Origin of the sequence: Aliarcobacter vitoriensis, assembly GCF_048320235.1 — a bacterium.
Lineage (GTDB): Bacteria > Campylobacterota > Campylobacteria > Campylobacterales > Arcobacteraceae > Aliarcobacter > Aliarcobacter vitoriensis.
Genome location: NZ_CP182882.1, coordinates 706684 through 730902, shown reverse-complemented (window position 1 = coordinate 730902; position 24219 = coordinate 706684). Strand labels below are relative to the sequence as shown.

General features: G+C 25.1%; 24 protein-coding genes. 11 read left to right on the top strand and 13 right to left on the bottom strand.

Annotated features, from left to right (window positions below):
• Positions 1–92: 92 nt before the first annotated feature.
• Positions 93–1166, top strand: coding sequence for a DNA alkylation repair protein (locus tag ACNSOS_RS03630; protein WP_418185977.1), 1074 nt, complete (start codon positions 93–95; stop codon positions 1164–1166).
• Here ACNSOS_RS03630 and ACNSOS_RS03625 read toward each other — a convergent pair whose 3' ends face one another.
• Positions 1167–1754 (bottom strand): YceI family protein, encoded by a 588-nt coding sequence (locus ACNSOS_RS03625; RefSeq protein WP_113894397.1) that lies wholly within the window; start codon positions 1752–1754, stop codon positions 1167–1169.
• Positions 1755–1888: 134 nt separating this feature from the next.
• Between ACNSOS_RS03625 and ybaK the strand changes: the two genes are divergently transcribed.
• Together ybaK and ACNSOS_RS03615 are read left to right on the top strand one after the other, a co-directional pair.
• Positions 1889–2356 carry a Cys-tRNA(Pro) deacylase gene (gene ybaK, locus ACNSOS_RS03620; protein ID WP_418185976.1) on the top strand — a complete coding sequence of 156 codons (468 nt, stop codon included), beginning with the start codon at positions 1889–1891 and terminating at the stop codon, positions 2354–2356.
• Between the two features lie 18 nt (positions 2357–2374).
• Positions 2375–2572, top strand: a complete 198-nt coding sequence (locus ACNSOS_RS03615; RefSeq protein ID WP_113894399.1) for a hypothetical protein — start codon at positions 2375–2377, stop codon at positions 2570–2572.
• 24 nt (positions 2573–2596) lie between these two features.
• On the opposite strand, the gene ACNSOS_RS03610 is transcribed toward ACNSOS_RS03615, so the two are convergent.
• The gene (locus ACNSOS_RS03610) at positions 2597–3493 is read right to left on the bottom strand and encodes a DMT family transporter (RefSeq protein ID WP_418185975.1); all 897 of its coding nucleotides are present in this window, start codon (positions 3491–3493) and stop codon (positions 2597–2599) included.
• Between the two features lie 55 nt (positions 3494–3548).
• Complete coding sequence (locus ACNSOS_RS03605) at positions 3549–3983, bottom strand: globin (protein ID WP_418185974.1); 435 nt, start codon at positions 3981–3983, stop codon at positions 3549–3551.
• Positions 3984–4090: 107 nt separating this feature from the next.
• On the opposite strand from ACNSOS_RS03605, the gene ACNSOS_RS03600 reads away from it, so the two are divergent.
• The 5 genes from ACNSOS_RS03600 (at position 4091) to ACNSOS_RS03580 (ending at position 9909) form a co-directional block, all read left to right on the top strand.
• Complete coding sequence (locus tag ACNSOS_RS03600; RefSeq protein ID WP_418185973.1) at positions 4091–4687, top strand: paraquat-inducible protein A; 597 nt, start codon at positions 4091–4093, stop codon at positions 4685–4687.
• On the top strand, positions 4688–5272 hold the full coding sequence (locus ACNSOS_RS03595) for a paraquat-inducible protein A (RefSeq protein WP_418185972.1): 585 nt from the start codon (positions 4688–4690) through the stop codon (positions 5270–5272).
• Positions 5262–7907, top strand: coding sequence for an MlaD family protein (locus tag ACNSOS_RS03590; RefSeq protein ID WP_418185971.1), 2646 nt, complete (start codon positions 5262–5264; stop codon positions 7905–7907). Before ACNSOS_RS03595 ends, ACNSOS_RS03590 begins: the two co-directional genes overlap by 11 nt.
• 94 nt (positions 7908–8001) lie before the next feature.
• Positions 8002–9417, top strand: coding sequence for a catalase (locus ACNSOS_RS03585; protein WP_418186307.1), 1416 nt, complete (start codon positions 8002–8004; stop codon positions 9415–9417).
• A gap of 9 nt (positions 9418–9426) precedes the next feature.
• Positions 9427–9909: an ankyrin repeat domain-containing protein gene (locus ACNSOS_RS03580; protein ID WP_418185970.1), complete on the top strand. Its 483-nt coding sequence runs from the start codon at positions 9427–9429 to the stop codon at positions 9907–9909.
• Positions 9910–9953: 44 nt separating this feature from the next.
• Here the strand turns inward: ACNSOS_RS03580 and ACNSOS_RS03575 are convergent, their stop codons facing one another.
• Both ACNSOS_RS03575 and ACNSOS_RS03570 read right to left on the bottom strand, forming a co-directional pair.
• A complete protein-coding gene (locus tag ACNSOS_RS03575) occupies positions 9954–10580 on the bottom strand; it encodes a diguanylate cyclase (protein WP_418185969.1) in 627 nt (208 codons plus the stop codon).
• Positions 10581–10676: 96 nt separating this feature from the next.
• Positions 10677–10856 (bottom strand): hypothetical protein, encoded by a 180-nt coding sequence (locus tag ACNSOS_RS03570; RefSeq protein WP_418185968.1) that lies wholly within the window; start codon positions 10854–10856, stop codon positions 10677–10679.
• Positions 10857–10955: 99 nt separating this feature from the next.
• Here ACNSOS_RS03570 and ACNSOS_RS03565 point away from each other — a divergent pair, with 99 nt between their 5' ends.
• Complete coding sequence (locus ACNSOS_RS03565) at positions 10956–11213, top strand: helix-turn-helix transcriptional regulator (protein ID WP_418185967.1); 258 nt, start codon at positions 10956–10958, stop codon at positions 11211–11213.
• 38 nt (positions 11214–11251) lie between these two features.
• Here the strand turns inward: ACNSOS_RS03565 and ACNSOS_RS03560 are convergent, their stop codons facing one another.
• The 3 genes from ACNSOS_RS03560 to ACNSOS_RS03550 form a co-directional block, all read right to left on the bottom strand.
• Positions 11252–11617 (bottom strand): YgiW/YdeI family stress tolerance OB fold protein, encoded by a 366-nt coding sequence (locus tag ACNSOS_RS03560; RefSeq protein ID WP_418185966.1) that lies wholly within the window; start codon positions 11615–11617, stop codon positions 11252–11254.
• A 66-nt stretch (positions 11618–11683) separates the two neighbouring features.
• A complete protein-coding gene (locus ACNSOS_RS03555; protein WP_418185965.1) occupies positions 11684–13018 on the bottom strand; it encodes an ATP-binding protein in 1335 nt (444 codons plus the stop codon).
• Positions 13015–13677 (bottom strand): response regulator, encoded by a 663-nt coding sequence (locus tag ACNSOS_RS03550; protein ID WP_418185964.1) that lies wholly within the window; start codon positions 13675–13677, stop codon positions 13015–13017. Before ACNSOS_RS03550 ends, ACNSOS_RS03555 begins: the two co-directional genes overlap by 4 nt.
• A gap of 235 nt (positions 13678–13912) precedes the next feature.
• Between ACNSOS_RS03550 and ACNSOS_RS03545 the strand changes: the two genes are divergently transcribed.
• Together ACNSOS_RS03545 and ACNSOS_RS03540 are read left to right on the top strand one after the other, a co-directional pair.
• On the top strand, positions 13913–14170 hold the full coding sequence (locus ACNSOS_RS03545) for a helix-turn-helix domain-containing protein (protein WP_418185963.1): 258 nt from the start codon (positions 13913–13915) through the stop codon (positions 14168–14170).
• Positions 14167–15474, top strand: a complete 1308-nt coding sequence (locus tag ACNSOS_RS03540) for a HipA domain-containing protein (protein ID WP_418185962.1) — start codon at positions 14167–14169, stop codon at positions 15472–15474. The genes ACNSOS_RS03545 and ACNSOS_RS03540 overlap by 4 nt, the downstream gene beginning before the upstream one ends.
• A gap of 9 nt (positions 15475–15483) precedes the next feature.
• Here ACNSOS_RS03540 and ciaB read toward each other — a convergent pair whose 3' ends face one another.
• From ciaB to ACNSOS_RS03515, 5 genes are all read right to left on the bottom strand, one after another.
• The gene (gene ciaB / locus ACNSOS_RS03535; RefSeq protein WP_418185961.1) at positions 15484–17385 is read right to left on the bottom strand and encodes an invasion protein CiaB; all 1902 of its coding nucleotides are present in this window, start codon (positions 17383–17385) and stop codon (positions 15484–15486) included.
• Positions 17386–17442: 57 nt separating this feature from the next.
• On the bottom strand, positions 17443–20913 hold the full coding sequence (locus tag ACNSOS_RS03530) for a response regulator (protein ID WP_418185960.1): 3471 nt from the start codon (positions 20911–20913) through the stop codon (positions 17443–17445).
• 4 nt (positions 20914–20917) lie between these two features.
• Positions 20918–21829 (bottom strand): diguanylate cyclase domain-containing protein, encoded by a 912-nt coding sequence (locus ACNSOS_RS03525; RefSeq protein ID WP_418185959.1) that lies wholly within the window; start codon positions 21827–21829, stop codon positions 20918–20920.
• Positions 21830–21963: 134 nt separating this feature from the next.
• On the bottom strand, positions 21964–22662 hold the full coding sequence (gene aqpZ, locus ACNSOS_RS03520) for an aquaporin Z (RefSeq protein WP_418185958.1): 699 nt from the start codon (positions 22660–22662) through the stop codon (positions 21964–21966).
• 208 nt (positions 22663–22870) lie between these two features.
• The gene (locus tag ACNSOS_RS03515) at positions 22871–24211 is read right to left on the bottom strand and encodes a pentapeptide repeat-containing protein (RefSeq protein WP_418185957.1); all 1341 of its coding nucleotides are present in this window, start codon (positions 24209–24211) and stop codon (positions 22871–22873) included.
• Positions 24212–24219: the final 8 nt, after the last annotated feature.

Below are 24219 nucleotides of genomic sequence, written 5' to 3'. Positions count from 1 at the left end.
TATCCAAAATAATAATAGAGTATAGCAAAAGTATGATAAAATAATTTGATATATTTTTAAAGAAAAACTTATACAAAGGAATATTATATAAAATGGCAGAACTTCTAAAAGATCTATATTCAAAAGAGTTTATTGAAAAATTGACAGATAAATTTTTAAATGTTTATCCAAAATTTGAAAAAGAAAAATTTATAAATACTATTTTTGATTCTTCTTGGGCAAATTTAGAGTTAAAGGCTAGAATGAGATATATAGCTATAACTGTAGATAAATTTTTACCCTTTTCATATAAAGAGCAAATTGATATTTTAAAAGAGGTTAAAAAAGATTTCTTTGGACTTGAAGCTATGATTTTTCAAGATTTTGTTGAAATTTTTGGGCTTGATGATTTTGAAACTTCTATAAAAGCTTTAGAAGGTTTTACTATAAAATCAAGTAGTGAATTTGCTATAAGGCAATTTATACTTAAATATGAAGATGAAACTATGACTCAAATGAAGCTTTGGGCAAAATCACAAGATGAAGATATACGACGATTGTCAAGTGAAGGATGTCGTCCTAGACTTCCATGGGCTATTGCTTTGCCAAAATTTAAAAAAAATCCTAAAAAAGTATTTGAAATAATAGAACTTCTAAAAAATGATTCTTCAAAATATGTTCAAAAAAGTGTAGCAAATAATTTAAATGATATATCAAAAGATAATCCATCTTTAGTTATAGAATTTTTGCAAAAAAATCTTGGAATTTCAAAAGATTTAGATTGGATTTGTAAACATGGAAGTAGAACAATGCTAAAAAATGGAAATAAAGAGGTATTGAAACTTTTTGGTTTTGATAAAGTAAAAAATATAGAAATTTTAAATTTATATTGTGAAGAAAGTGTGAGAATAGGAGATTATCTAAATTTTTCATTTGAACTTATATCAAAAGAGAAATTGGAAAATGTAAGAGTAGAATATATAATAGACTATTTAAAACAAAACAACAAATACAGTAAAAAAATATTTATGATATCTCAAATTAATTTTTCTGATAAATCAAAAAAATTTATAAAAAAGCATAGTTTTAAAGATATGACTACACGAAAACATATAAAAGGAATTCATAGTTTAAGTATAGTCATAAATGGAGAAAAACTTATCGAAAAATCTTTTTTAGTAAATTAATTATTTACAACTAGCTGGAACTTGGAAGTTTACATCAATTTCACTCCAAGATTTACCATGGTGAAAACTTTTTGCAATAGCACTAAGTTGTTTCCAAGCTTTATCAACACCAAAAGCTAAAATATCTAATTTACCAGTAGCTTTGATAGTATCACCTTCAGTTTTATATGAGAAAGGAATAACTTTTGATACACCATTCATAGTAAATTCAACATCCATAGAAGAAGCTTCTACTTTTACGATTTTAACATCAACTTTCCCTGCATCTTTTTCAAATAGTTTGAAGAAACTATTTTTTATATTGTTATCTCGAACTGTTGCCATAGCTGCTGGCCATTGTGCTTTAAGATTACTCATATCCGCATGTGTATCAATAGACATAGCATCTATATTTAATGTTGCATTTAGTAATTTCTCACTTGGGAAATTGCTAGTAGCAGTTTTAAAAGTATTTTTAGTAACTACATAAGATTTATCTTCTGCACCATAAAAAGTAAAGTCATATTTAAGTTTGTCAGAGCAAACACCAGCATATAATGAACTTGTCATTAACATAAGACCTAAAGTTGAAACAACTGTTTTTTTCATTTAATATCCTTATTTAAAATAATTTTCAATTTTAGCAAATGAAAAATAATAATAACATTAATCAGTATTGTAGAATTTTATGAATTTATTAAGTTTTTTATATAATTCTATAAATTTAATGATAAAGGGATGTTTTGACACCAGCAATTAATCTTTTAAAAAAACATAAATGTGATTTTAAAATACATAAATATGACCATGATCCAGCTTGTACAAATTTTGGTGATGAAGCTGTAGAAAAATTGGGTTTAGATTCAAAACAAGTATATAAAACTTTACTTGTTGAATTAAGCCCAAAAGAGTTAGTTGTTTGTGTATTACCTGTTTGTAATCAATTGAGCCTTAAAGAAGTTGCTACAATATTTGGAGCTAAAAAATCTTCTATGGCTTCAAAAGATGAAGCACAAAAAGTAACTGGATATTTACTAGGAGGTATTTCTCCTTTGGGGCAAAAAAAACTTTTAAGAACAGTTTTAGATGAAACAGTAAAGAATTTCTCAACAATTTTTATAAGTGGTGGGAAAAGAGGACTTGATATAGAAGTTAAACCAAAAGATTTAGAAGTTCTTTTAAAAGCAAAAATAGGTAAAATTACTGCATAACGATAAAAGGAGTATATTATGTCAAAAAACAAAGGTGAACCAACTTTAGAAAAAATAGATGATTATAATGGAAATGAATCAAAACAAAAAAGAAATACTGTAAGATTGATTGTTATATTACTTGTATTATTTGGAGCAGCTTTATATTATTTAAAACAACCAGTTCTTGATCAAGCTGTTGAAATTCAAGAAAAAACACAAATACCATCAAAATAAAAAGCTATATATTAGCTTTTTATTTTATATTTTTTTTATTTTAAACTTTCTCTCAATTAAATCTTTTGCTATTATTAAAGTAACTCCAAATAAAATTAAAACTATTCCTATACTTAAGTATATTGTTAGTTGTTCATTAAATATCGTAACACCTATTACAACAGCAGTTAGTGGTTCTAATGCTCCCAAAATTGAAGCAGGAGTTGAACCTATATAATTTATAGCTTTTATTAAAAAAATCAAAGATATTATAGTTGGAACGATAGCTAAGAATATAGAAAAAAACCACATATTGATTGTTGTTAAACTTTGTATTGAATATTTTTCATCAAAAAATGAATATGCAAGAATTGTCAATGTACAAAATAGCATAGAGTAAAATGTAAGTTTCATAGCAGGAATTTTTAATGCCTTATTTACAATAACAATATAAATTGCATAGCATAAAGATGAAATAGCTACCAAACTAATACCTATAAAATCTAAATTATCTCCACTTGATTCACATAGCATTACAACTCCTAAAAATGCAATAAATATCGATAAAATAGCAATGATTGAGATTTTTTCTTTAAACATTACACTCATAATAATAGCTACGAAAATGGGGTAAATAAATAAGATAGTTGAAGCAAGCCCAGCATCCATATATAAAAAACTTCCGAATAAACATAAAGCTGAAACACCAAAAAGTGATCCAATAAGAGCTAAAAAATATAACTCCTTTTTTGTAATATAAAATGATTTTTTTTGAAAAATCATCAAAATTCCTAAGATGATAACAGCAAATAAAAATCTATAAAAAACAACAGAACTTACATTTAAACCCTCTTGGTATAAATATAAAGCACCTAAGGGATTCATCCCATAAGCAATAGCTGAGATAATCGCGAAAATTACACCTTGAAATTGAATACTCATTTTAAACATCCATAATTTTTCGCGATTGTATCTCAACTTGCCTTATTTTGGCTTGTTAATCCTGAGGAGTATTTATCATCCAAATTGAGAAAACATCTATATAATTCCAAAAAGATTGTTTCAATTCATCTTCAAGTTCAAGATTTTCTAAAACTTGTTTATAACTATCTAACCAAATAAGTCTGGCTTTTGGTGTTATTTTAAATGGTTGATGTCGTCCAACCATCATAGGAGCTCCTCTATTTTGATTAAAATAATCAGGTCCTCCACAGATTTGTATAAAAAAATCAGCAGAGTGTTGTTTTGCTAATGCAAAAGCTTCATCATCTTGAGGAAACATATCTTTTATTTGGCTTGTTCTTAAAATATCATAGTGATTTGATACAAGTTGTCTTAACCCATCTTCTTGTAAAACTTCTAAAAATCTTGGACTTGGTTTTGTAACTGGTGGTCTTACACCAAACTGTGCTTGAGTTATATTGTAATTCATTTTTTAACCTTTATAATATATAAAATTTTGGTTCCTATAATACTTACATTATAGTTAAAAAATGTTTACTATGTTAAAATAATGGCGATTTTTATTTTAGGATTTTTATGGATAAAAGATTGGATAGCATTGAAGAGTGTTATAGTTGTGGCTTATTTATTAAAAAAGAAAACAAAACAAACTTAAGTCAAAGATGCCCTAGATGTAATACTAAATTATCTGTAGATAAAGAGATATCTTATGACTCTTTGTATTATGCTATTAGTGCTTTATTGTTATTTATTATTTTAAATATTTATCCGATAATTACTTTGGATATTGCACAAAAAGAACTTGAAACAACTCTGATTGGAGCTGTAATTACTTTGATAGAACAAGAGTTTTTACTTATTGGTTTGGTTGTTTTTTTTACTATTTTATTTGCACCAGTTTTAAACTCTTTTATCATAATTTTTGTATATGTTCAACAAAAATTAAAACTAAATATTGTTTCTAAAACTATACTGTATGATAGTTTTTATTTTTTTAAGCATTGGGGATTTATTGAAGTTTTTATTATAAGTATTATTGTAACTTATATAAAACTAATAGGAATGGTATCCACAACAAAATTTGATATAGGATTTTATGTTATGTTGGTATATATTTTTTGTTTTTATATGTCAAATAAAAAATTTAATGCAAAAAATATTTTTGGAGATTAGATGGTTTTAATTTCTTGTAAAAACTGTCATAAAGTTTATGAAAAAGAAAATTACAAAGAGTTTACTTGTAGTAGATGTAATCATAAAGTTACAAAAAGAGTGCCAAACTCTTTTCAAATATCTTTTGCTTTACTTATTTGTGCAATGCTTTTATATATTCCAGCTATGATTTATCCTATGATGGAAATAACTCAACTAGGAGTTAATGTTCAAAGTACAATTTTAGAAGGGGTTATTAGCTTTTTAGAAATGAAGAGTTATTTTATAGCTATTGTAATATTTACTGCGAGTGTTGTAATACCTTTGATAAAACTTGTTGGATTATTTGTAATTTTTATATCTTTAAAAATAAACATAAAAATGGAAAATAAAACAAAAATTATAATGTATAAGTTTATAGAAGCAATTGGAAAATGGTCAATGATAGATATTTATGTAGTTGCTATTTTATCTTCTATTGTTCAACTTGATGAAATTTTTAATATAAAAGGTGGTTTAGCTGCAACATCTTTTGGATTGATGGTTATTTTAACAATGATAGCAGCAAATAAATTTGATACAAGGATAATTTGGGATGGAAAATGATTTAGAAAAAGTAGAAGTTTATCAGCCAAAATTAGAGAAAAAGAATAGGGCTTCATTTATATGGGTTTTACCTTTAATAGTTCTTGGTATTTTAGTTTGGATTGCTTATGAATCTTACTCTAAAAAAGGAACAAATATAGTTGTTTATTTCAAAAGTGCAGAAGGTTTAAAAGAGAATGTTACACCTTTAGAATATAAAGGTTTACAACTTGGAAAAGTTACAAAGATAACTATGCATGATGATTTAAAAAGTGTAAGTGTTAATATCTTGGTAAATAGTGATGCTGAAAAATATGTGGCAAATGAAGGTTCAAAATTTTGGATAAAAAAACCAACAGTATCTTTAACAAAAATTTCTGGATTAAGTACACTAATAAGTGGTTATAAAATAGAGTTAGCACCAACATTTACAACTCCTGAAGAGCTATCAAAAGTTAAACCAAAATGGTATTTTGAAGGTTTAGATTTTCAGCCCGATGATGAATTTGATGAAAATGGTTACTATATAACACTTCTTTCAAATGACAAAGATAATGTAGATATAGGAACACCAATTTTTTATAATAAATACCAAATTGGGGAAATAGTAGCAAAAGAATTTAAAGATGAACAACTTTTTGTGGTTTCACATATTTATGATAAATATAGATATTTAGTAAATAAAAGCTCAAAATTTGTTATGAATGAAGCTTTAAAAGTAAATTATGGAGCTGGAGGTTTAAATATTGAAGTTGGTTCTTTTTATTCAGCACTAATTGGTGGAATTACAGTTATAACATCACAAAAGCAGGGTGATGAAATATCAAAAGATGAGGTTCAAATTTTATATGCTCAAAAAGACGATTTAAAAGATAAACACTATTTTGATATAGACTTTTATGAAGCAACAATAGACAACCACACTCCTATTTTATTTAAAGGAATTGAGATAGGAAAAATAACTTCTATCAAATTAAATAAAGATATTTTAGAAACGAAGGCTTTTGTTTATGAAAATTATAAATATCTTTTGACTAAAAATAGTAGATTCTTTGTAGAAGAACCTACAATCTCTTTTGGAGGTATAAAAAATCTTGGAAATATTATAAAAGGAAATTTTATATCTTTAGATTATAAAGAGGGAGAATTTAGTGATAGATTTATGGCAGTAAATAAAAAAGAGTTGAACAAGAGTCTTAGTACAATAAAAATCGATTTAATTGTAGATAGTCTTAACTCAATTACTGAAAGATCAAAAATATATTATAAGAGTATTGAAGTTGGGAGAGTGGATAGTTACTCTTTAACAAACGATTATAAAAATGTAAAAGTATCTATTTTAATAGATGAAAAATATAAAAACTTGATACATGATAAAACACTATTTTATGATATGAGTTCAAAACTTGTACAGATGAAAAACTTAAATTTAGATATAAATTATAGTGGAATGGAAGGAATATTCAATGGTTCTATTGGGATTTTATCAACAACTAATGATAAAAATAAACTAACGAAAAAAGAGTTCAAACTATATAGTAAATATGAAGATGTTGTAAGATTAAAAAGGATGGAAAATAGTGGTTTTACAGTTTTTACACAGTTCAATAATAGTTTTAAATTGGCTAAGGATATGGCAGTTATTTATAAAAATCAAGAGATAGGATTTGTAAAAGATATAAAATTTGATGATAGATTATCAAAAGTAGAGCTATTTATATATGAAGATTATAGAAAATTTATCATAAATAGTAGTAGATTTTATAAAAAAAGTGCAATTGATGTAAAAGCAAGTTTAAGTGGAGTAGATTTGTCTATTGATACTTTTAGCTCCTTAATAGATGGCTCTATTTATCTTGATAATAGTTCAAAAACTCCTTTAGGAAATCATGAAATTTATGCAAGTGAAGATGATATGAATAGTGCTACAAATAGTGTTTTAATAATATTTGATGATGTTGAAGGTATTCAAGAAAATTTTTCAAAACTTACATATAAAGGTGTAAATATTGGAAAAGTTAAAAAAGTAACTTTAAATAAAAACAGACAAGTTGAAGTTGAAGCTATAATCTATGATGATTTTTCAAGTTTTGCCAAAAATGGGACAATGTTTTATCTTAAAAAACCACGAATTTCATTTCAAGAAATATCAAATGTTGGTGCAACCATAATGGGTGTAAATATTGGAGTTATAAAGGGTGAAGGTGAATTTAAAAGAGTATTTACAGGCTTTGATAAAGAACCATCAATAAGGCATTCTCATCTTGGAACAGTTTTTAAAGTAGAAGATTTGACAGCATCTAGTGTAAGTGTTGATTCTCCAGTTTATTATAAAAATGTACAAATCGGAAAGGTTTTAAAAGTAGATTTAAGTGCAGATGGTTCAAGAGTTGTAATAGATTGTTTAATAGACAATAAATATACAAAATTAATAAGAAAGAACTCACAATTTTATGACATAAGTGGTTTTGAAATGGAGTTTTCTATATTTAGTGGTGCAAAAGTAGAATCAAATACTTTTACAAGTATTATAAAAGGTGGTTTAGTTGTTGTAACTCCTTATGAATATAACGAAATTGCACAAGAAAATGATATATTTATTTTAAATAAAACTTTAAGAGAAGATTGGAAAACTATAAGTCCAAGTATAAAATAATTTTAAGCAAAAATTAATATTTAAACATATACAATACTTTTATCAAAGGATAATTTTTATCCTTTAAATAAAGGAGGATATATTGAAAAAAATAATGACAACAACAGCTGGAAATCCAATTTCGGATAATCAAAACTCACTAACAGCAGGTGAGAGAGGACCAGTTTTATTACAAGATTATCAACTAATTCAGAAATTAGCTCATCAAAATAGAGAGAGAATCCCTGAAAGAGTTGTTCATGCAAAGGGAAGTGGAGCTTTTGGAGAGCTTGAAATAACTGAAGATATATCAAAATATACAAAAGCAAAAGTTTTACAAAAAGGTGAAAAAACAAAACTTCTTTTAAGATTTTCAACAGTTGCAGGAGAAAAAGGTGCTGCTGATGCTGAAAGAGATGTAAGAGGATTTGCACTTAAGTTTTATACAAGAGAAGGAAATTGGGATTTAGTTGGAAATAATACACCAGTATTTTTTGTAAGAGATGCTTATAAATTTCCTGATTTTATCCATACACAAAAAAGAGATCCTCAAACAAACTTAAGAAGTAATACTGCAATGTGGGATTTTTGGAGTTTAAGTCCTGAAAGTTTACATCAAGTAACGATTTTGATGTCAGATAGAGGACTACCAAAATCATATAGAAATGTAAATGGATATGGTTCACACACATATAGTTTAATAAATTCTAATAATGAGAGATTTTGGGTTAAATTCCACTTTAAAACTCTTCAAGGAATAGAAACTATTACAAATAAAGAAGCAGCACAAATTGTTGGTCAAGATAGAGAGTCAAATCAAAGAGATTTATTTGAAAATATAGAAAAAGGAAATTTCCCAAAATGGAGTTTTGAAATTCAAATAATGAATGAAGAACAAGCAAAAGCCTGTGATTTTAATCCATTTGATTTAACAAAAGTTTGGCCACACAGTGATTATCCTATGATAAAAGTTGGAACTATGACTTTAAATGAAAACCCAAAAAACTATTTTTCACAAGTTGAACAAGCTTCATTTAGTCCATCAAATATAGTTCCAGGAATTGGTTTTTCTCCTGATAAAATGTTACAAGCTAGAATTTTCTCATATCCAGATGCACAAAGATATAGAGTTGGAACACATTATGAAATGTTACCAGTAAATAGACCAATAGTTGAGGTAAATACATATAATCTTGATGGAAGTATGAATTTCCAAGTAAAAGAACCAACAAAAGCATTTTATGAGCCAAATAGTTTTGATGGAGCAATTGAAGATAGTAGCTTCTTAGAGCCCGATTTAGAAGTTGGAGATATAGCTAAAAGATACAATCATAGAGATGGAAATGATGATTTTTCACAACCAAGAGCTTTGTTTTTACTTATGAGTGATAATCAAAAAGAACAACTATTTAGCAATATTAAAGATGCAATGGATGGAGTTCCTAGAAATATTGTTGATAGACAAATTGCACTTTTTGAACAAATTCATAGTGATTATGCAAGCGGTGTTAAAAAAGCTTTAGGAATATAAGGAAAAATAATGGAAGTTTCACAAGAAGAGCAAAAACGATATGAAGAGTTACAAATTTTGGCACTTGATTTTGCAAGACAAGGTAAAACTCAAGATTTAGAACTTATGTTAGAGTCTGGAATGGCAGTGAATCTAACTGATCATAAAGGAAATACTCTTTTAATGTTAGCTTCTTATAATGGAAACTTTGAAACAGTACAAATGCTTTTAGATTTCAAAGCCGATGTAGATAGAAAAAATGATAAAGGACAAACTCCACTTGCTGGTGTTTGTTTCAAAGGGTATTTAGATATTGTGAAATTACTTGTAAATGCTGGAGCGAATATGCATGAAAATAATGGAATGGGTACAACTCCACTGATGTTTGCTAGTATGTTTGGAAATACACAAATTGTAGTGTATTTAAATGAACAAGATAAATCTAAAAGTTTTAAATCATATTTATATTTTGTTTTTGCAAAGTTTATTGGAATATTCAAAAAAAAGAGTTAAGAAATTAACTCTTTTTAAATTATAAAATTTATTTTACAGGCTCTTTATAAATAAACAACGACTTGATTTTTACCTAAGTTCTTAGCTTTATATAGTGCTTCATCTGAAAATTTAAAAATCTCTTTTAAACTAGTTTTTTCATTTTGTTCCAAAATATATACTCCTATTGAAATTGTAATACATATATTATTTTTAAATTTTAACTTTGTTATCTCTTCTTTTATTTTATTAGAATATATTAATATTTTATCTTTATCAAAATCCATAGATATTATAGAAAATTCATCTCCTCCTAATCTAAAAGCAAAATCATTTGCTCTTTTCGTAAATCTTTTTAAAACAATTGCAACTTTTTTTAAAATATTATCTCCATATAAATGCCCAAAAGTATCATTATACTTTTTAAAATTATCTATATCAATCATCATTAAAATAAAATTCTTATTCATCCTTCTAGCTCTATTTATCTCTTTTCTTACTATTTCATCAAAAAATCTTCTATTGTACAAATTTGTCAAAGTGTCTGTTATACTTAAATTCTCTAATTTCTTTTTGTCTGTTATATCTTGCCTCTTTGCAGCATAACCTAAGATATTTCCTTTTATGTCTCTTTTAATAAAAATTGTAGTTTTATACCATATATCATTTTTATTCTTGTCTAAACATCTCAATTCACCTATCCAAAGCTTATTGTTTGTTATATTTTCCCAAAGTTCTTTGTATTTTGATTCTTGTTCTAAGGGATGCTTTAAAATTGAGTGTTTTTTTCAAATAAGTTCTTCTTTTTTATATCCTATCAAATCACAAAAAGATTGACTAATATCAGTTACAAACCCATTCAAATCTGTTTCTGAAGAATAAGATAATTCTTTAAATTGTTCTAAAAATAAATTTAATTCATAATTAATTATTTTTAACTGTTCATTTTCTTGTATTAAATCTTGCATTATTAATATATATCCTATAGATTAGTATTCTATAAACAATTGAATAAGTATTCTACTTCATCTATCATTAGTTTTTAATTAACCAATAGGATAGTAACTATGTTTATTTCAAATGTTGATGACGAAGAGATTATAAAATTTTATAAAACTGTTTCAAAAAATGTAAAACAATATCGCAATGAAAAAGGTATGACTCAACTAGAATTAGCCCTAACTATAGGACAAAAAGGCAATGCATTTTATAATTATGCAGAAAATAATACAAATGGAAAGCATTTTAATTTGGAACATTTATATAAAATAGCAAAAGCTTTAGATATTCCAATAGAAGATTTTTTTAAAGAATTAAAAAACTAGAAAGAGTTAAAATATTAACTCTTTTTAATTTATAAAATTTATTTTTTTACAACACTATCAACATCTATTTCAAGTGAATTCCAATCTTTATCAACTTCACCATAGATTGTAACACTATCTTTTGGAGATACCTGAACTCCATTCCAATCATCATGATCTATTTCTATTGTAATATCGCCTGTTTTGTCACGAAATAGATATTTATCTTTTCCTAAATGTTCTACAATATTTCCTTCTAGTACAACAGGCATATCATCTTTAAATGTTTTTGCTTTTTCTACTGTTGTTTTTGAAATACTAGGACCAGTAAATCCACCTTGTTGATTTTGTGTTGTGCTTACAAATTCAGCAAAAACTGTTGTTGAAGCCAACAATAAACTTGATAATATAAAACTTTTTTTCATTTTGTTAATCCTTTTTTATTTTAATATTGTAATTAAAACAAATAATTATTAGTAAAATATTAATTTTTACCAAGAAATAATAGATTTAAATCCATTTGGAGATATATTTTCAAATCTTAAGTGTAAGTTATGAATTTTTGCAATTTGTGTAACAATAGAAAATCCAAGACCACTTCCTAGTTGTTTTTCTTGAATATCTCTTACAAATCTTTCTCCAATATTTTTTAAAATTTCTTCTTTTATTCCTTTACCATTATCTGATATAAACAGTTTATTTTTTTGTAGATTTATATCTATTTTTGTACCAATGTCATTATATTTTATAGCATTATCAAGTAAATTTATAATAAGTAAAGATAATACAAATGGTTCACCTTTTAGAGCCTTTATATTTTTTTCGTAATTGAAATTAATCTTTATATTTTTATCTTTTGCTTTATGTTCAAGTTCATTTATACTTGAACTTATAATCTCAATCCAATTTATATAAGAGATATTTTCTAGTTCTTTTATAGAATCAATTTTTGAAAGTGCTAAAAGTTGCTCAATCATTCTTGTAGCACGATTTACACCAATATCTATATTATTTAGTGATTTTAAAAGTTGTTCTTTATCATCAAAAGATAGTTTTGCAACTTCTGTTTGGATTTTAATAGCACTAAGTGGAGTTTTGAGTTCATGAGATGCATTTGAAGTAAATCGTCTCTCTTTTTCTATCATATTGCTTGTTTTTAAAAATAGTGAATTTAGAGCTTTTACAACTGGTTTTAACTCTTTTGTTGTGTTTTCATCTAATAAAGAGCTATCATTTGGGTTTCTTAATCTTAAATTTTTTGATATATTGTTTAAAGGTTTTAGCTCTTTTGTTATTAAAAGTATGGTAAAAATAGCTAAAAAAGGTAGTATAAAAAGCCAAGGATATATCAAATCTTCAACTATATCAAATATCAAATCATCAACAAACTCTTTTTCTTGGGCAACTACAACTACAAATTTTTTATCACTACTCAACATCCAAATAGTTCTAAACTTTTTATTTTTCTCAAAAAATATTCCATTTGAATTATTTAAAACTTCATTATTAAATTTGAAATCTTTACTATCTTCCCCATCTGTATATAAAATTTCTCCATTTATTGAAAATATTGAAAAAGTTAAAGCATCATCATCAACAGACATAAATTTTTCTACATTATTAATATCATGATTTAAATAGTTTTGAAAAATATCTATATTTGAGTTTGAAATTTTTTTTGCAAAATGGAAAAGTTCTGTGTTAAAGAATTCAATTAAAGTTTTTTTTGTTTGATAAATTGTTATAGAACTTACAATAAAAGATGTAACTATAAATAAAAGAAGTAGAACAATGGCAAGTCGTAATCTTAAACTTAAATTTTTCATTTTGGCTCTTCTAGTTTATATCCAGCCCCATAAACTGTCTTGATATACTCATTTCCGATTTTTTTTCTAATAGAGTGTATAAAAACATCAAGAGTATTTGAATTTATCTCTTTGTCAAAATCATAAAGTTTTTCAGAAATTATCTCTCTGCTTAAAACTATTCCTTTGTTTAGTATAAAAAGTTCAAGAATTTTTATCTCTTTTGTTGTAAGTTCGACTTCTAGTTCATTTTTTAACACTTTTTGTTCTGCTATATAAAGTTTAATATCTCCAACTTCTATAAATTGTGAAACTTCTTTATAATTTCGTCTTATCAAAGCACTAACTCTTGCATGTAATTCAGCTAAAGAAAAAGGTTTACAAAGATAATCATCTGCTCCTTTGTTCAATCCTTCAACTCTTTGATTTATAGCATCTCTTGCTGTTAATATAATCACAGGAGTTTTTATCTTATTCTCTCTCCAAAATTTTAAAATATCAAGCCCATCAATATTTGGAAGAGTTAAATCCAGTATTACAGCATCATAATTTACCATCATTAAAGCATCTTTTCCATCAAATCCATCTTCAAACCAATCTATGATAAAGCCAAATTTTTTGAAACCAGTAACAATTCCATCACCAATTAAATAATCATCTTCAATAAGTAAAATTTTCATAAGAAATCTTTTTAGTAGTTTTGAAATTTATAGCAAAAAAATATTAGTAAAAGATTAATTAGATGATTAAAATCTTTATTTCATATATTGATTTTTATATATAATACTGTAAATCAAGTATTTTGAAATTAATTAATTTATAAAATATATAAAATACTGTTTTTATAGTATTTTAATTGACTAAATATTAACTTTAATATATAATACTTTAAATCAAGTATTTTTAAGGGATAAAATGGCAAAAAAAGTTATACCAACTGATTATCCTATTTATGATAGAGAAATAACTATTGAATATTTAGGAAAATTCATTAAAGCAAAAAGAACAAAATCAAATTTAACTTCTCATCAAACAGCATTATTGTGTAATGTTCCTGTTGATGTTATTACAAAGCTTGAAAATAATAATAAAGGTGGAGTTACTCTTGATAGTTTTTTAAAAGTTGTAAATGGTCTAGGTATTGATATTCAATTAGATGGAAAAGATAAATGAAACATAATATTAATATTTTTTGTAATAATGAACGAGTAGGAATCATAGAAATTGATTTAAATTCAAATGATGTTAAATTAATATATGATGAAAACTGGAAAAATATAGGATTTGAATTATCTCCACACCTTAAATTTGATGAACAAATAGATTCAAATAGTATTAAAAAGTTTGTAAATAATCTTTTACCAGAAGGTAATGGTTTAGATGCCATTAGTATAATATTACAAATTTCAAAAGCTAATAAATTTGGTTTGCTTGAAGCAATTGGAAATGAAACTGCTGGTGCTTTAACATTTAGCCCAGATAATATTTTAGTTACTAATTTTAGAGAAATAAGTAATGAAGAATTGACTGAAAGAATTATGAATAAAGAGAATATAAATATTACTTTGTGGGATGGAAAAATTAGACTTAGTTTATCAGGTGTTCAGGATAAATTGCCCTTAGTAGTATTGAAAGATAATAAGTATGGTATAGGAGAAGGAAAAATTGCTTCAACTCATATATTAAAATTTGAAAAAAAAGATGATATACATTTAGTTTTAAATGAATACTTTTGTATGAAATTAGCTAAATTATGTGGTTTAAATGTTGCAGAAGTTGAAATAAGAAAGTTTGGTACTCAAAATGTTTTATTTGTAAAGAGATTTGATAGAGAATTTTTTGAAATTGATGATAAATCTTTTGAAATTTATAAAAGACATATTATTGATGGATGCCAATTATTGGATTTAGATGTTAATATGAAATATGAAAAGGTTTATACCGATTATAGAGGTGATGCAAATTTTAAAAATTTATTTGAATCTTCAAAATTAACAACAAATAAAATTTTAACAAAATTAAATCTTTTGAAATGGACACTATTTAATCTATGTATAAATAATTTTGATGCTCATGCAAAAAATATATCTTTTTTTGTAAATAAAAATGGGCTAGAATTAACCCCACTTTATGATTTAGTAAACATTGATATGTATCCTCAATTCCATAATAATTTTGCTATGGCTTTTGGTGATGAATTTGATTCAAAAAAAATGGGTACTTATGATATGGTTGGTTTTTGTGTCCATACAGATATTCAACCACGATTAATAAAAAATGAATTTAAGTTAATTGTAAATAATATTCGTAAGAATATTGGAATAATTAAAAATGATATGATAGGTTTATATAGTGATAATGAAATCAAATTTTTAGAAAAATTAGAAAGTAATATTTTAGATAATTGTAAAAAATATGAGGATATTTTTAAAACATTAGATAGTGATTATAAATCCTATAAAGATGATTGGTTATAATCAAAAGAGTTAGTTTAATACTAACTCTTTTTTTATATAATTCTCTTTTTTATCAACATTATCTAACTCTTGTCCTATTTCTTGGTATCTTTTAAAGTAGTATTTTACAAATGAGTTGATATTTTCATCATTTGGCATAAAATATTTTTCTTTTTTTGTTGCATAACGATTTAAAAAAGTTGTTGCATCAAGTTTTTCTAAATAGTGTTTTGCTAAAGCTGTATAAGTTTTTATGTACCAAGCTTTTAAAGCTTCAAATTTGTCATCATTTATATCTATGTTTAATTTTTTATTTTCATTATCCCAAGATAAAACACCACTTTCAAAAAGCCCACAAAGATGTATCAATCCTTCACAATAATATGGTTGAACTTCATCAACTTCCATCCAACCAATAAGTCCTACACTTCTTTTAACTAAATCAATTAAAACTTGCTCTTTTAGGTGTTTTTCATCACTATTTTCATCTAAAAAGTAAGAGATTAATCCACCTGTTGTTGCTTTGAATTCTTCTATATTTTTGAAATTTCCAGTTTTATTCATAACACTTTCAGTTTCTTCATCACACCATAAAATATGTCCATATTCATGCCCAATAGTGCTTATATCATAAACTTGGTGCCAAGAAGCAGTTTCATTAAATAAAAACGTTCTATCACGAGTAAGTAACTCTTGACCAAAGATTTCTCGGCTTAGTTTTAAAAATGGCTTTGCTCTACTACTTTGTAAGATTTCATCACTAAATGCAAAGATTTTTTTACCTTCTTCTAAACTCACCACTTCATCATTTGGTACAACTTGAGCTGAAAAAAGCCCATTTAATTCTGCTCCAAAAAATAGTGCAGGTCGTCCTACATAAAGTTGAACTTTATCTAAAGATGCAAAGCTGAAATCATAGATTTTTTTATAGTTTTCGCAAGGAGCAAAACTACTATAGATTTTACTAAATGCTGATTTTATTTTATTTACTCTATGGTCATTTTGAGCAAATTTTGGATTTGTAAGTCTTATATCCCACTCTAGTGCAACTGCTTTTCTAAAGTGGTCTTCGTAGTATTCTAAAGGATGTCCTATTTGGATTGGAGTTTTTATTTTCATCCAAGCTCTATCTACATCTGCCCATTTTGAAACTAATTCATTTGTTCTATCTTCACTAAAAGCTTTAATAAGTGCTTGAATATATAAAATATAATCCCACTTTTGGTTGTATATTTCATCTTCAAGTTCTATTAGTTTATCTGCAAACTCTTCAAGTGCATCAACTACTTCAGTTGTCTCTTTTTTGAAAGCTTTTATATATGCTTGTGATTTATACTTTTCACCATCTTTTACCAAAGCTGAATAGCATCTATCAGCAGTTATTCCTCCATGTCCTAAATCAAAAAGTTTTTCATCTTCAAGATATTTCATAATCTTTGCTTCATCGCCATCAAATTTGGCAACTAACTCTTTATTTATACCATTTATAATATGTGCTGTCCAAGAAGTTTGCCAAGAACTCATTTGCAGTCCAACATTATAAACTCCTATAAAAACTTCTCTATAAAAAGGTGTTAAAAGAGAGTTTTGTACAATAAAATCTATAAATTTTGTATGAATTTTATGCCAATACTCTTTTACAAATTGATAAGCTTTTTCTTGATAAGAAATGATTTCCTTCTCATTTTTTTCAAGTTTTTTTAATACTTGAACCAAACTATCATCTCTTAGGTTTACAAGTCTAGTTACAAGTGCAAATCTTAAATCATCTTTCATTTCAAGATTTAAAGCTTTTGCAAAATCATCAATAAGTCCTAGTTTATCAAACTCTTCATTTTCTAAATACTTTATTAGTTCATTTGTTTTTGTTTTTTGTTCATTTAAAAAATCATATATTTTTTGTAAATCATTTAAAAATTGTTCTTTTAGCATAAAATTTAATCCTTCTTTTTTCTAAGATTGTATTTTATCAAAATAGAACTTTTACTTTTAATCTAATTTATTTAAAATATTCAAAGCTTCACCATATTCAAAATCATCAATATTCTCTTTTAGCTTTTCTATATCTTCATTATTTAAAATATTTTTTAAATTTGTATATAGAGTATCCAAACTATTTTTACTTATAATACTTCCATCTTGCAAATCTTTTTTAATTGAATTTAGTAATTCTTTAAATTCTTTTTCATTTAATAGATTTGTATTTTCATCTTTTGACTTATTTTCTTTTTCATTTAAGTTTTTAAGATTTATCTTTATTTTTGCTAGTTCTTCTTCTAGTGTTTCAATTTCTAAAGAAGTTATTGCACTATTGTTTTTATATTTACTATCTATTTTTTGACAAATTTTAAAAAGTGCAGTTGCTCCTAAATTTCCACTTACTCCTTTTAATCCATGTATCATATTAGGAGCTTTTTTATCATTTTGTTTAATTTTTTCAACAATATCAATAAACTCTTCATTTAATTGTTCTAAAAACTTTAATAATAGCTTATTTATCAACTCTTTGCTACTTAGAGTCTTTTCTAAAAATTCCATATCTAAAGTAATATTTGATGACTCTTTTGTTTTTGTTTGTATAAGAGTTTTTTGTGTAATTTTTTTTGCATGTTTTATAATAGTATTATACAATTCATCACTATTTATAGGCTTTCCTAAATGGTCATTCATACCAACTTCTAGCACTTTTTCTTTATCTTCAATCATCGCAGCTGCTGTTAGGGCAACTATTGGAATCTTTTTATCTAATTTTCTGATTTGTATTGTTGCATCATAGCCACTTAAAATTGGCATTTGTAAATCCATTAAAATTAAATCATATTTTCCTTGGTTTTTTTTGTATTCTTCAACTGCTTCTAAACCATTATTTGCAATGGTTACTTCAATACCTGCTTTTTGTAAAAACATTGAAGCTACTTCTTGATTTATCTCATTATCTTCAACAAGTAATATTTTTAAACCAAAAAGATTTGGACACTCTTTGCTAATATCAATAGGAGATTTTTTTACTATTCCTTTTTTTGCCATAGCTAAAGCATCAAAAAGTGTTGAATTTGTAATAGGTTTTGATAAAAAACTATCAATAGAAATATCATCTAAATTAATCTCTTCTTTTGAATATGCAGAAACCATCAAAATAGATGGAATATTTTTTTGAATTATTTTATTTGTATGTAGTTCATATATTTTTTTTATTGCTTCTTTTCCATTAAGTCTTGGCATATTCCAATCCATAAGAATAAAGTCAAAAGGTTCATTTTCTAAATCAGCTTTCTTTACCATTTCAACAGCTTCTATACCATCTTTTGCTTCAAAAGTAACATAACCGAAATTTTCTAGCATATCTTTTAAAATAATTCGTGAAATCTCTTGATCATCAACTATTAAGATTTTAAATTTTTTATCGTTTAATTGATTCTCTTTTTCCCATGTTAAAACTTCAACTTCTAGTGTAAAACTAAATTCTGCTCCTTCTCCTTTTTTACTTTGAAGTTCTATTTTACTATTCATTGATTCTATGATTCTTTGAGATATTGTAAGCCCCAATCCTGTTCCACCATACTTTCTTGTAATTGAATTATCAGCTTGTTCAAAAGGTTTGAATAGATTATAAATCTCTTTGTTGTTCATTCCTACGCCAGTGTCTTTTACACTAAATTTTAGTTTAGCACGAGTATTTGATATTTTTTCAATAAGTTCTATTTTTAAAGTAATATTTCCATTTTTTGTAAATTTTAAAGCATTACTTAAGAAGTTTGTTAAAACTTGAATTATTCTTAGTTTATCTCCTAAAATAACTTTTGGAGTACCTGTTTTATTGAAAAAATAGAGTTCCAAATTCTTATGTGTAGAATTTTGTGCAAAAATAATTTTTAATTGAGATAATATATTGTCTAAAGAAAAAGCTTGAATTTGTAAATCAAAATTTCCAGTTTCTATTTTTGAAAAATCTAAAATATCACTAATAATTCCTAAAAGCATTTTTGAAGATGTATTTATCTTTGAGATTAGATCATACTGTTTTTCATCTAGTTGAGTATCTAACATCAACTCACTTAGTCCTATTACTGCATTCATAGGAGTTCTCATCTCATGGCTCATATTTGCCAAAAATTGATTTTTTGATTCATTTGCTTTTAATAAAGCCTTTTCATTTTCAAGTTCTTGGGTAATATCTTCAAAAGTAGATACAAACTCATTTTCATTGAAAACCTTATCTTCTACTAAATTTACAAATACTTTAAAAATATAATATTTATCCTCTTTTTTTATTTTTGCTAGATGAGTTTTATTGGGATTATTTAAAATATATTCAACCCAAGTAACCTCTCCCATTTTTTCTTGTAAAAACCCATGTTCATCTATAAAGTGATCACAAATACATTTGTACTGTTTTTTAAATTCATTTATAGATTTAAATTTAAAGAAATTTAAAAAAGTGTTATTTACTTGAATTAACTCTTTTCCATTATTTGTTACTATTACCATACTATTTGAAGAGTTTAGTATCTTTTCTGCTCTATTTTTTTGTATAGAAATTTGTTTATAAAAAGTATTAAATACATAAATAATTAACAAAAATATACATAGGATTGTAATCAAAGATATTAAAAACAGTTTTTTTAGAGTATTTTCAAAATCTGTATAATATGATGTTAAATCATGTAAAAATATAAAACTTCCTAAAAATTCATTATTAAAAGAGTTTATATTAAAAAATTGTAAAGTTAAATGCTTTTTATCATATACAATATCTTTAGTTGTTTTTTCATTTTTAAAATCCTTTATATATTCTAAAAAATTAAAATCAATCAATGATGAAGAAGTTATGACTTGATTTATTTGATCTGCATAAAAAACACCTTGAATATTATTGAAAAAAGTTATTGTATCTAGTATTTTTCTTAAAGAAATCCCTATCTCAAAAGCACCTATAAAATCGTTATTTTCATCAAATAAAGGAACTATAACTCTGTATGACAAACCTGTTGTTCCGATTTCAAAACCAGTTAGAGTTGTTTTTTTAGTAAATACTTCTTGTAACATATATCTTTTTTCTAAGATATTATCTCCTGATAAATCAAGATTTTGTAAACGAAGTAAATTTGTACCATCTTTAAAAATAAAGTTCATTTGTCTAATATAAGGGTCTTTTTTTAAAAGGATATTGTATTTATCAATAGTTAGTTGTTCTAATTTATCTTTATTTTGCTCTTTTACTGCTTTTATAACTTTTGGGTCTTCTAATATTTTGTTACTAAGTTCATAAGAGTAATCTTTTAAATGTTTTTCTATATTTTTATAAAAAGAGTTATTTATTTTTTTTATTTGTTCTTTTTTTTCGCTATTTAATTTTTGTTTTTGAAAATCATAAAATATGTAAAATAATGCACTAAATGAACAAATAAATAAAAATATTATAAGAAATAAAAATTTATATTTAAAATATTTTTCATTCAAAATACTAAACCTCCGTTATTAAGAAATTGTTTCTACCACTATTTTTTACTTTATATAAAGCCTCATCAGCTTTTACTAAAAGTTCAAGTCGCATAATATCAAAATTTGAAGAATAATAAGAAATTCCAATACTAACTGTTATAAATTTTTCTACTTTTGAAAAATGATGTGTGATTTTTAAATCCCTTACTGCTTGTAAAAGATTGTTTGCAACTGTTTTTAAACCTTCTTTATTTATATCTTTTAAAACTATTATAAACTCTTCTCCTCCATAACGTGCTACTAAATCAGAAGGTCTTTTGATAGTGGATTGTAAAGTAAATGCTACTTTTTTTAAAGCTTCATCACCTTTTCCGTGTCCATAGTTGTCATTGTATGGTTTAAAAAAATCTATATCTATCATCAAAACAGCTAAAGTAGATTTTTCTCTTTTTGTTTCAAGAAAGATTTTTTCAAAAGCTTCATCAAAAAATCTTCTATTTCTTATATTTGTCAAACCATCATACATTGATAATTGTTCTAGCAAATCAGTTTTTAGTTTAAGATTGATATGATTTTTTAACCTTAGTTTTACAATAGCTTTGTTGAAAGGTTTTGTAATATAATCAATAGCTCCAAGGTTCAAGGCAAATTCTTCATCTTCTTCACTATTTTTTGCTGTAACAAATACAATAGGAAGATTTTTTGTTTTACTGTTGTTTTTTAGTTTTTTACAAACTTCATATCCATTTATATCTGGCATTTCAATATCTAAAAGAACTAAATCTATTTTATTTGGAGCATCTAATATCTCTAGTGCTTTAGTGCCACCTTTAGCCACTTTGATTTCGTATTCATCTTGTAATAAATCAGATAGTAATAATAAGTTAGTTGTCATATCATCGACAATAAGTATTGTAGGCTTTTTATAATCCAAATAGTTTCCTTGCAAAATAAGTTAATATCTTATCTTATCTTATCTTGCAATTAAAATACCGTTTTGTATATAAGTTATAAATTAATTATTATTTATTTAATGCAATATTTCAATCCCACAAAGGGATTGAATGTTTAGTTTTCTTTTGTTTCAAAAAATTTATATACAATTCCAGCAATAATTGCACCAACTATTGGAGCAAGCCAAAATAACCACAATTGATCAATAGCCCAAGAACCTTGAAATATTGCAACAGCAGTACTTCTAGCAGGATTTACTGAAGTGTTTGAAACAGGAATAGTTATTAAGTGGATTAAAGTTAAAGCAAGACCAATAGCAATAGGAACAAATCCAGATGGAGCTCTTTTGTCTGTTGAACCTAAGATAATCATCAAAAACATAAAAGTCATAACTATTTCAGCTATTAATACTGAAACTAAGCTAAAGCCATTTGGTGAATGCTCTGCATATCCATTTGAAGCAAATCCAGCAGTTACATCAAAACCAGCTTTTCCACTAGCAATAAGATATAAAATAAATGCTCCAGCAATACCACCTAAAACTTGTGAAATAATATATGGAATAAGCTCTTTTGAACTAAATCTTCCACCAATAAAAAGTCCAATAGAAACTGCTGGATTTAAGTGGCAACCAGAAATATGTCCTATTGCATAAGCCATAGTTAAAACTGTAAGACCAAATGCAAGTGAAACTCCTACAAATCCAATACCAAGTTCTGGATAACCTGCTGCTAATACAGCACTCCCACAACCACCAAGCACAAGCCAAAATGTACCTATAAATTCTGCTAATAGTTTTTTTGATAAACTCATAATATATAAACTCCTAAAATAATTTTTTAAATTATACAATAAAAAACTAAATTAATTATTATATTGGATAAAGAGGAGTAAATAATTGTATTTTTATATGCAATTTTATGTTTATTTAAAACGAAAATATTTTCATAAGATTGTTATCCTTGGTATTTTCAATCAAAATCTTTGGGATTGATGTTTTATTAAATAAATCTAGCTTATATTATTTTCTTCTTGTATTTTGTCTTATTGAAATAATAAATTGATAAATCAAATATCCCATAAAAAGCTTTATTATTAATTTGTATAAAGTGATATTTTCACTATTAAATTTGAATATTGAATAAAAAGATTTTGCTATTAAATCAAATGGTTCTACACAATAATAAAGTTTGGATATTGAATCTGCTAGGTTATTTCCTGTTCCAAAAATAGAAAAAATCACAATCCATATTAAAGCTAATAACCAGCTTTGTGAATGATTTGAAGTTATTTTATGTAAAAAAAATATTATTTCATCAGCTGAACAACTACAAGAAAGTTCTTCTTCTCTTTTTTTCATCTCTAATGCATAATATTTATTTGCTTCAATGATATTGTTTAATTTTTCAAAAGAGTGTTTTATTATCCTTGCTGTTTCTCTATTTGCAATATTTTTAGCTTTTAAATCTTCATTCTTTCCATTTTTTACTTTTAAAAAATTAATTTCATTTTTTATGATAGCATTTTCTAAATTGAAATCTTCATAAAATATTGAATTATTAAATTGTGCAAGTTCTTTGAAAGTTGTGTATTTAAAATCAACAGAACATTTAAATGTTACATTTTCAAAAACTGAAATATCTTCAAAAGTTGTTTTTTCAAAATTAATTGTTTCTTTAAAAGTTGAGCTATTAAAATCAGCTAAATCTTTAAAAGTTGTATTCCTAAAATTTGCATTGGCTATTTGTTTGCAATTTTGGATTCTTACTTTAGATTTTTCTTGAAAAATAGTATTTTCTAAACTTAATTCTTTTTTTAAAATACAATTATTAAAAGTAAGATTTTTATTAAAAATAGTTTTTGTTAATTCAGTTTTTTCATAGAAAGTACAATTTATAAATTCAATACTTGCATTTATATTATTATTTAAAAATATCTCTTTTTCAAATGTACAGTTTATAAAGCTTAAATTCTTACTAAAATGATAATTCTTAAAATGCACTTCTTCCCAAAAATCGCAATTTTCAAATTTTATATTACATTCATTAATTATGCTATCAAGATAAGGTTGTTCTTCATGAGTTTCATCTTTATTTCCAAAATAGAAATTATTTACAGCATCTAAATCATATTTATTTTCTGGTTCTCTATGTTCTTCAAATATTGGAAATTTAACATTTTTATATATTATATTGGAATTAAAATAACCACTATATTTACAAATAGAATGATTTTTTTTTAAATCTTTTCTAATTTCAATCCAAAATTTTCTAAAAGATTTATCTTTATTATTACTATGTAAAATGCATTTACTGTCATTTTCAAGTATTTTTAAATTACAATTCTCTTCTGAGCATTCCATTATACAAT

Bases quoted from the DNA above. Each gene is read 5' to 3' on its own strand.
- ACNSOS_RS03630 (WP_418185977.1), top strand. From the start codon at position 93: ATGGCAGAACTTCTAAAAGATCTATATTCAAAAGAGTTTATTGAAAAA.
- aqpZ (WP_418185958.1), bottom strand. From the start codon at position 22,662: ATGAGTTTATCAAAAAAACTATTAGCAGAATTTATAGGTACATTTTGG.
- ACNSOS_RS03555 (WP_418185965.1), bottom strand. From the start codon at position 13,018: ATGAAAAATTTAAGTTTAAGATTACGACTTGCCATTGTTCTACTTCTT.
- ACNSOS_RS03610 (WP_418185975.1), bottom strand. From the start codon at position 3,493: ATGAGTATTCAATTTCAAGGTGTAATTTTCGCGATTATCTCAGCTATT.
- ACNSOS_RS03580 (WP_418185970.1), top strand. From the start codon at position 9,427: ATGGAAGTTTCACAAGAAGAGCAAAAACGATATGAAGAGTTACAAATT.
- ACNSOS_RS03545 (WP_418185963.1), top strand. From the start codon at position 13,913: ATGGCAAAAAAAGTTATACCAACTGATTATCCTATTTATGATAGAGAA.
- ACNSOS_RS03615 (WP_113894399.1), top strand. From the start codon at position 2,375: ATGTCAAAAAACAAAGGTGAACCAACTTTAGAAAAAATAGATGATTAT.
- ACNSOS_RS03595 (WP_418185972.1), top strand. From the start codon at position 4,688: ATGGTTTTAATTTCTTGTAAAAACTGTCATAAAGTTTATGAAAAAGAA.
- ACNSOS_RS03540 (WP_418185962.1), top strand. From the start codon at position 14,167: ATGAAACATAATATTAATATTTTTTGTAATAATGAACGAGTAGGAATC.
- ACNSOS_RS03590 (WP_418185971.1), top strand. From the start codon at position 5,262: ATGGAAAATGATTTAGAAAAAGTAGAAGTTTATCAGCCAAAATTAGAG.
- ACNSOS_RS03585 (WP_418186307.1), top strand. From the start codon at position 8,002: ATGACAACAACAGCTGGAAATCCAATTTCGGATAATCAAAACTCACTA.
- ACNSOS_RS03570 (WP_418185968.1), bottom strand. From the start codon at position 10,856: ATGCAAGATTTAATACAAGAAAATGAACAGTTAAAAATAATTAATTAT.
- ACNSOS_RS03625 (WP_113894397.1), bottom strand. From the start codon at position 1,754: ATGAAAAAAACAGTTGTTTCAACTTTAGGTCTTATGTTAATGACAAGT.
- ACNSOS_RS03515 (WP_418185957.1), bottom strand. From the start codon at position 24,211: ATGGAATGCTCAGAAGAGAATTGTAATTTAAAAATACTTGAAAATGAC.
- ACNSOS_RS03560 (WP_418185966.1), bottom strand. From the start codon at position 11,617: ATGAAAAAAAGTTTTATATTATCAAGTTTATTGTTGGCTTCAACAACA.
- ACNSOS_RS03550 (WP_418185964.1), bottom strand. From the start codon at position 13,677: ATGAAAATTTTACTTATTGAAGATGATTATTTAATTGGTGATGGAATT.
- ACNSOS_RS03605 (WP_418185974.1), bottom strand. From the start codon at position 3,983: ATGAATTACAATATAACTCAAGCACAGTTTGGTGTAAGACCACCAGTT.
- ciaB (WP_418185961.1), bottom strand. From the start codon at position 17,385: ATGCTAAAAGAACAATTTTTAAATGATTTACAAAAAATATATGATTTT.
- ACNSOS_RS03600 (WP_418185973.1), top strand. From the start codon at position 4,091: ATGGATAAAAGATTGGATAGCATTGAAGAGTGTTATAGTTGTGGCTTA.
- ACNSOS_RS03565 (WP_418185967.1), top strand. From the start codon at position 10,956: ATGTTTATTTCAAATGTTGATGACGAAGAGATTATAAAATTTTATAAA.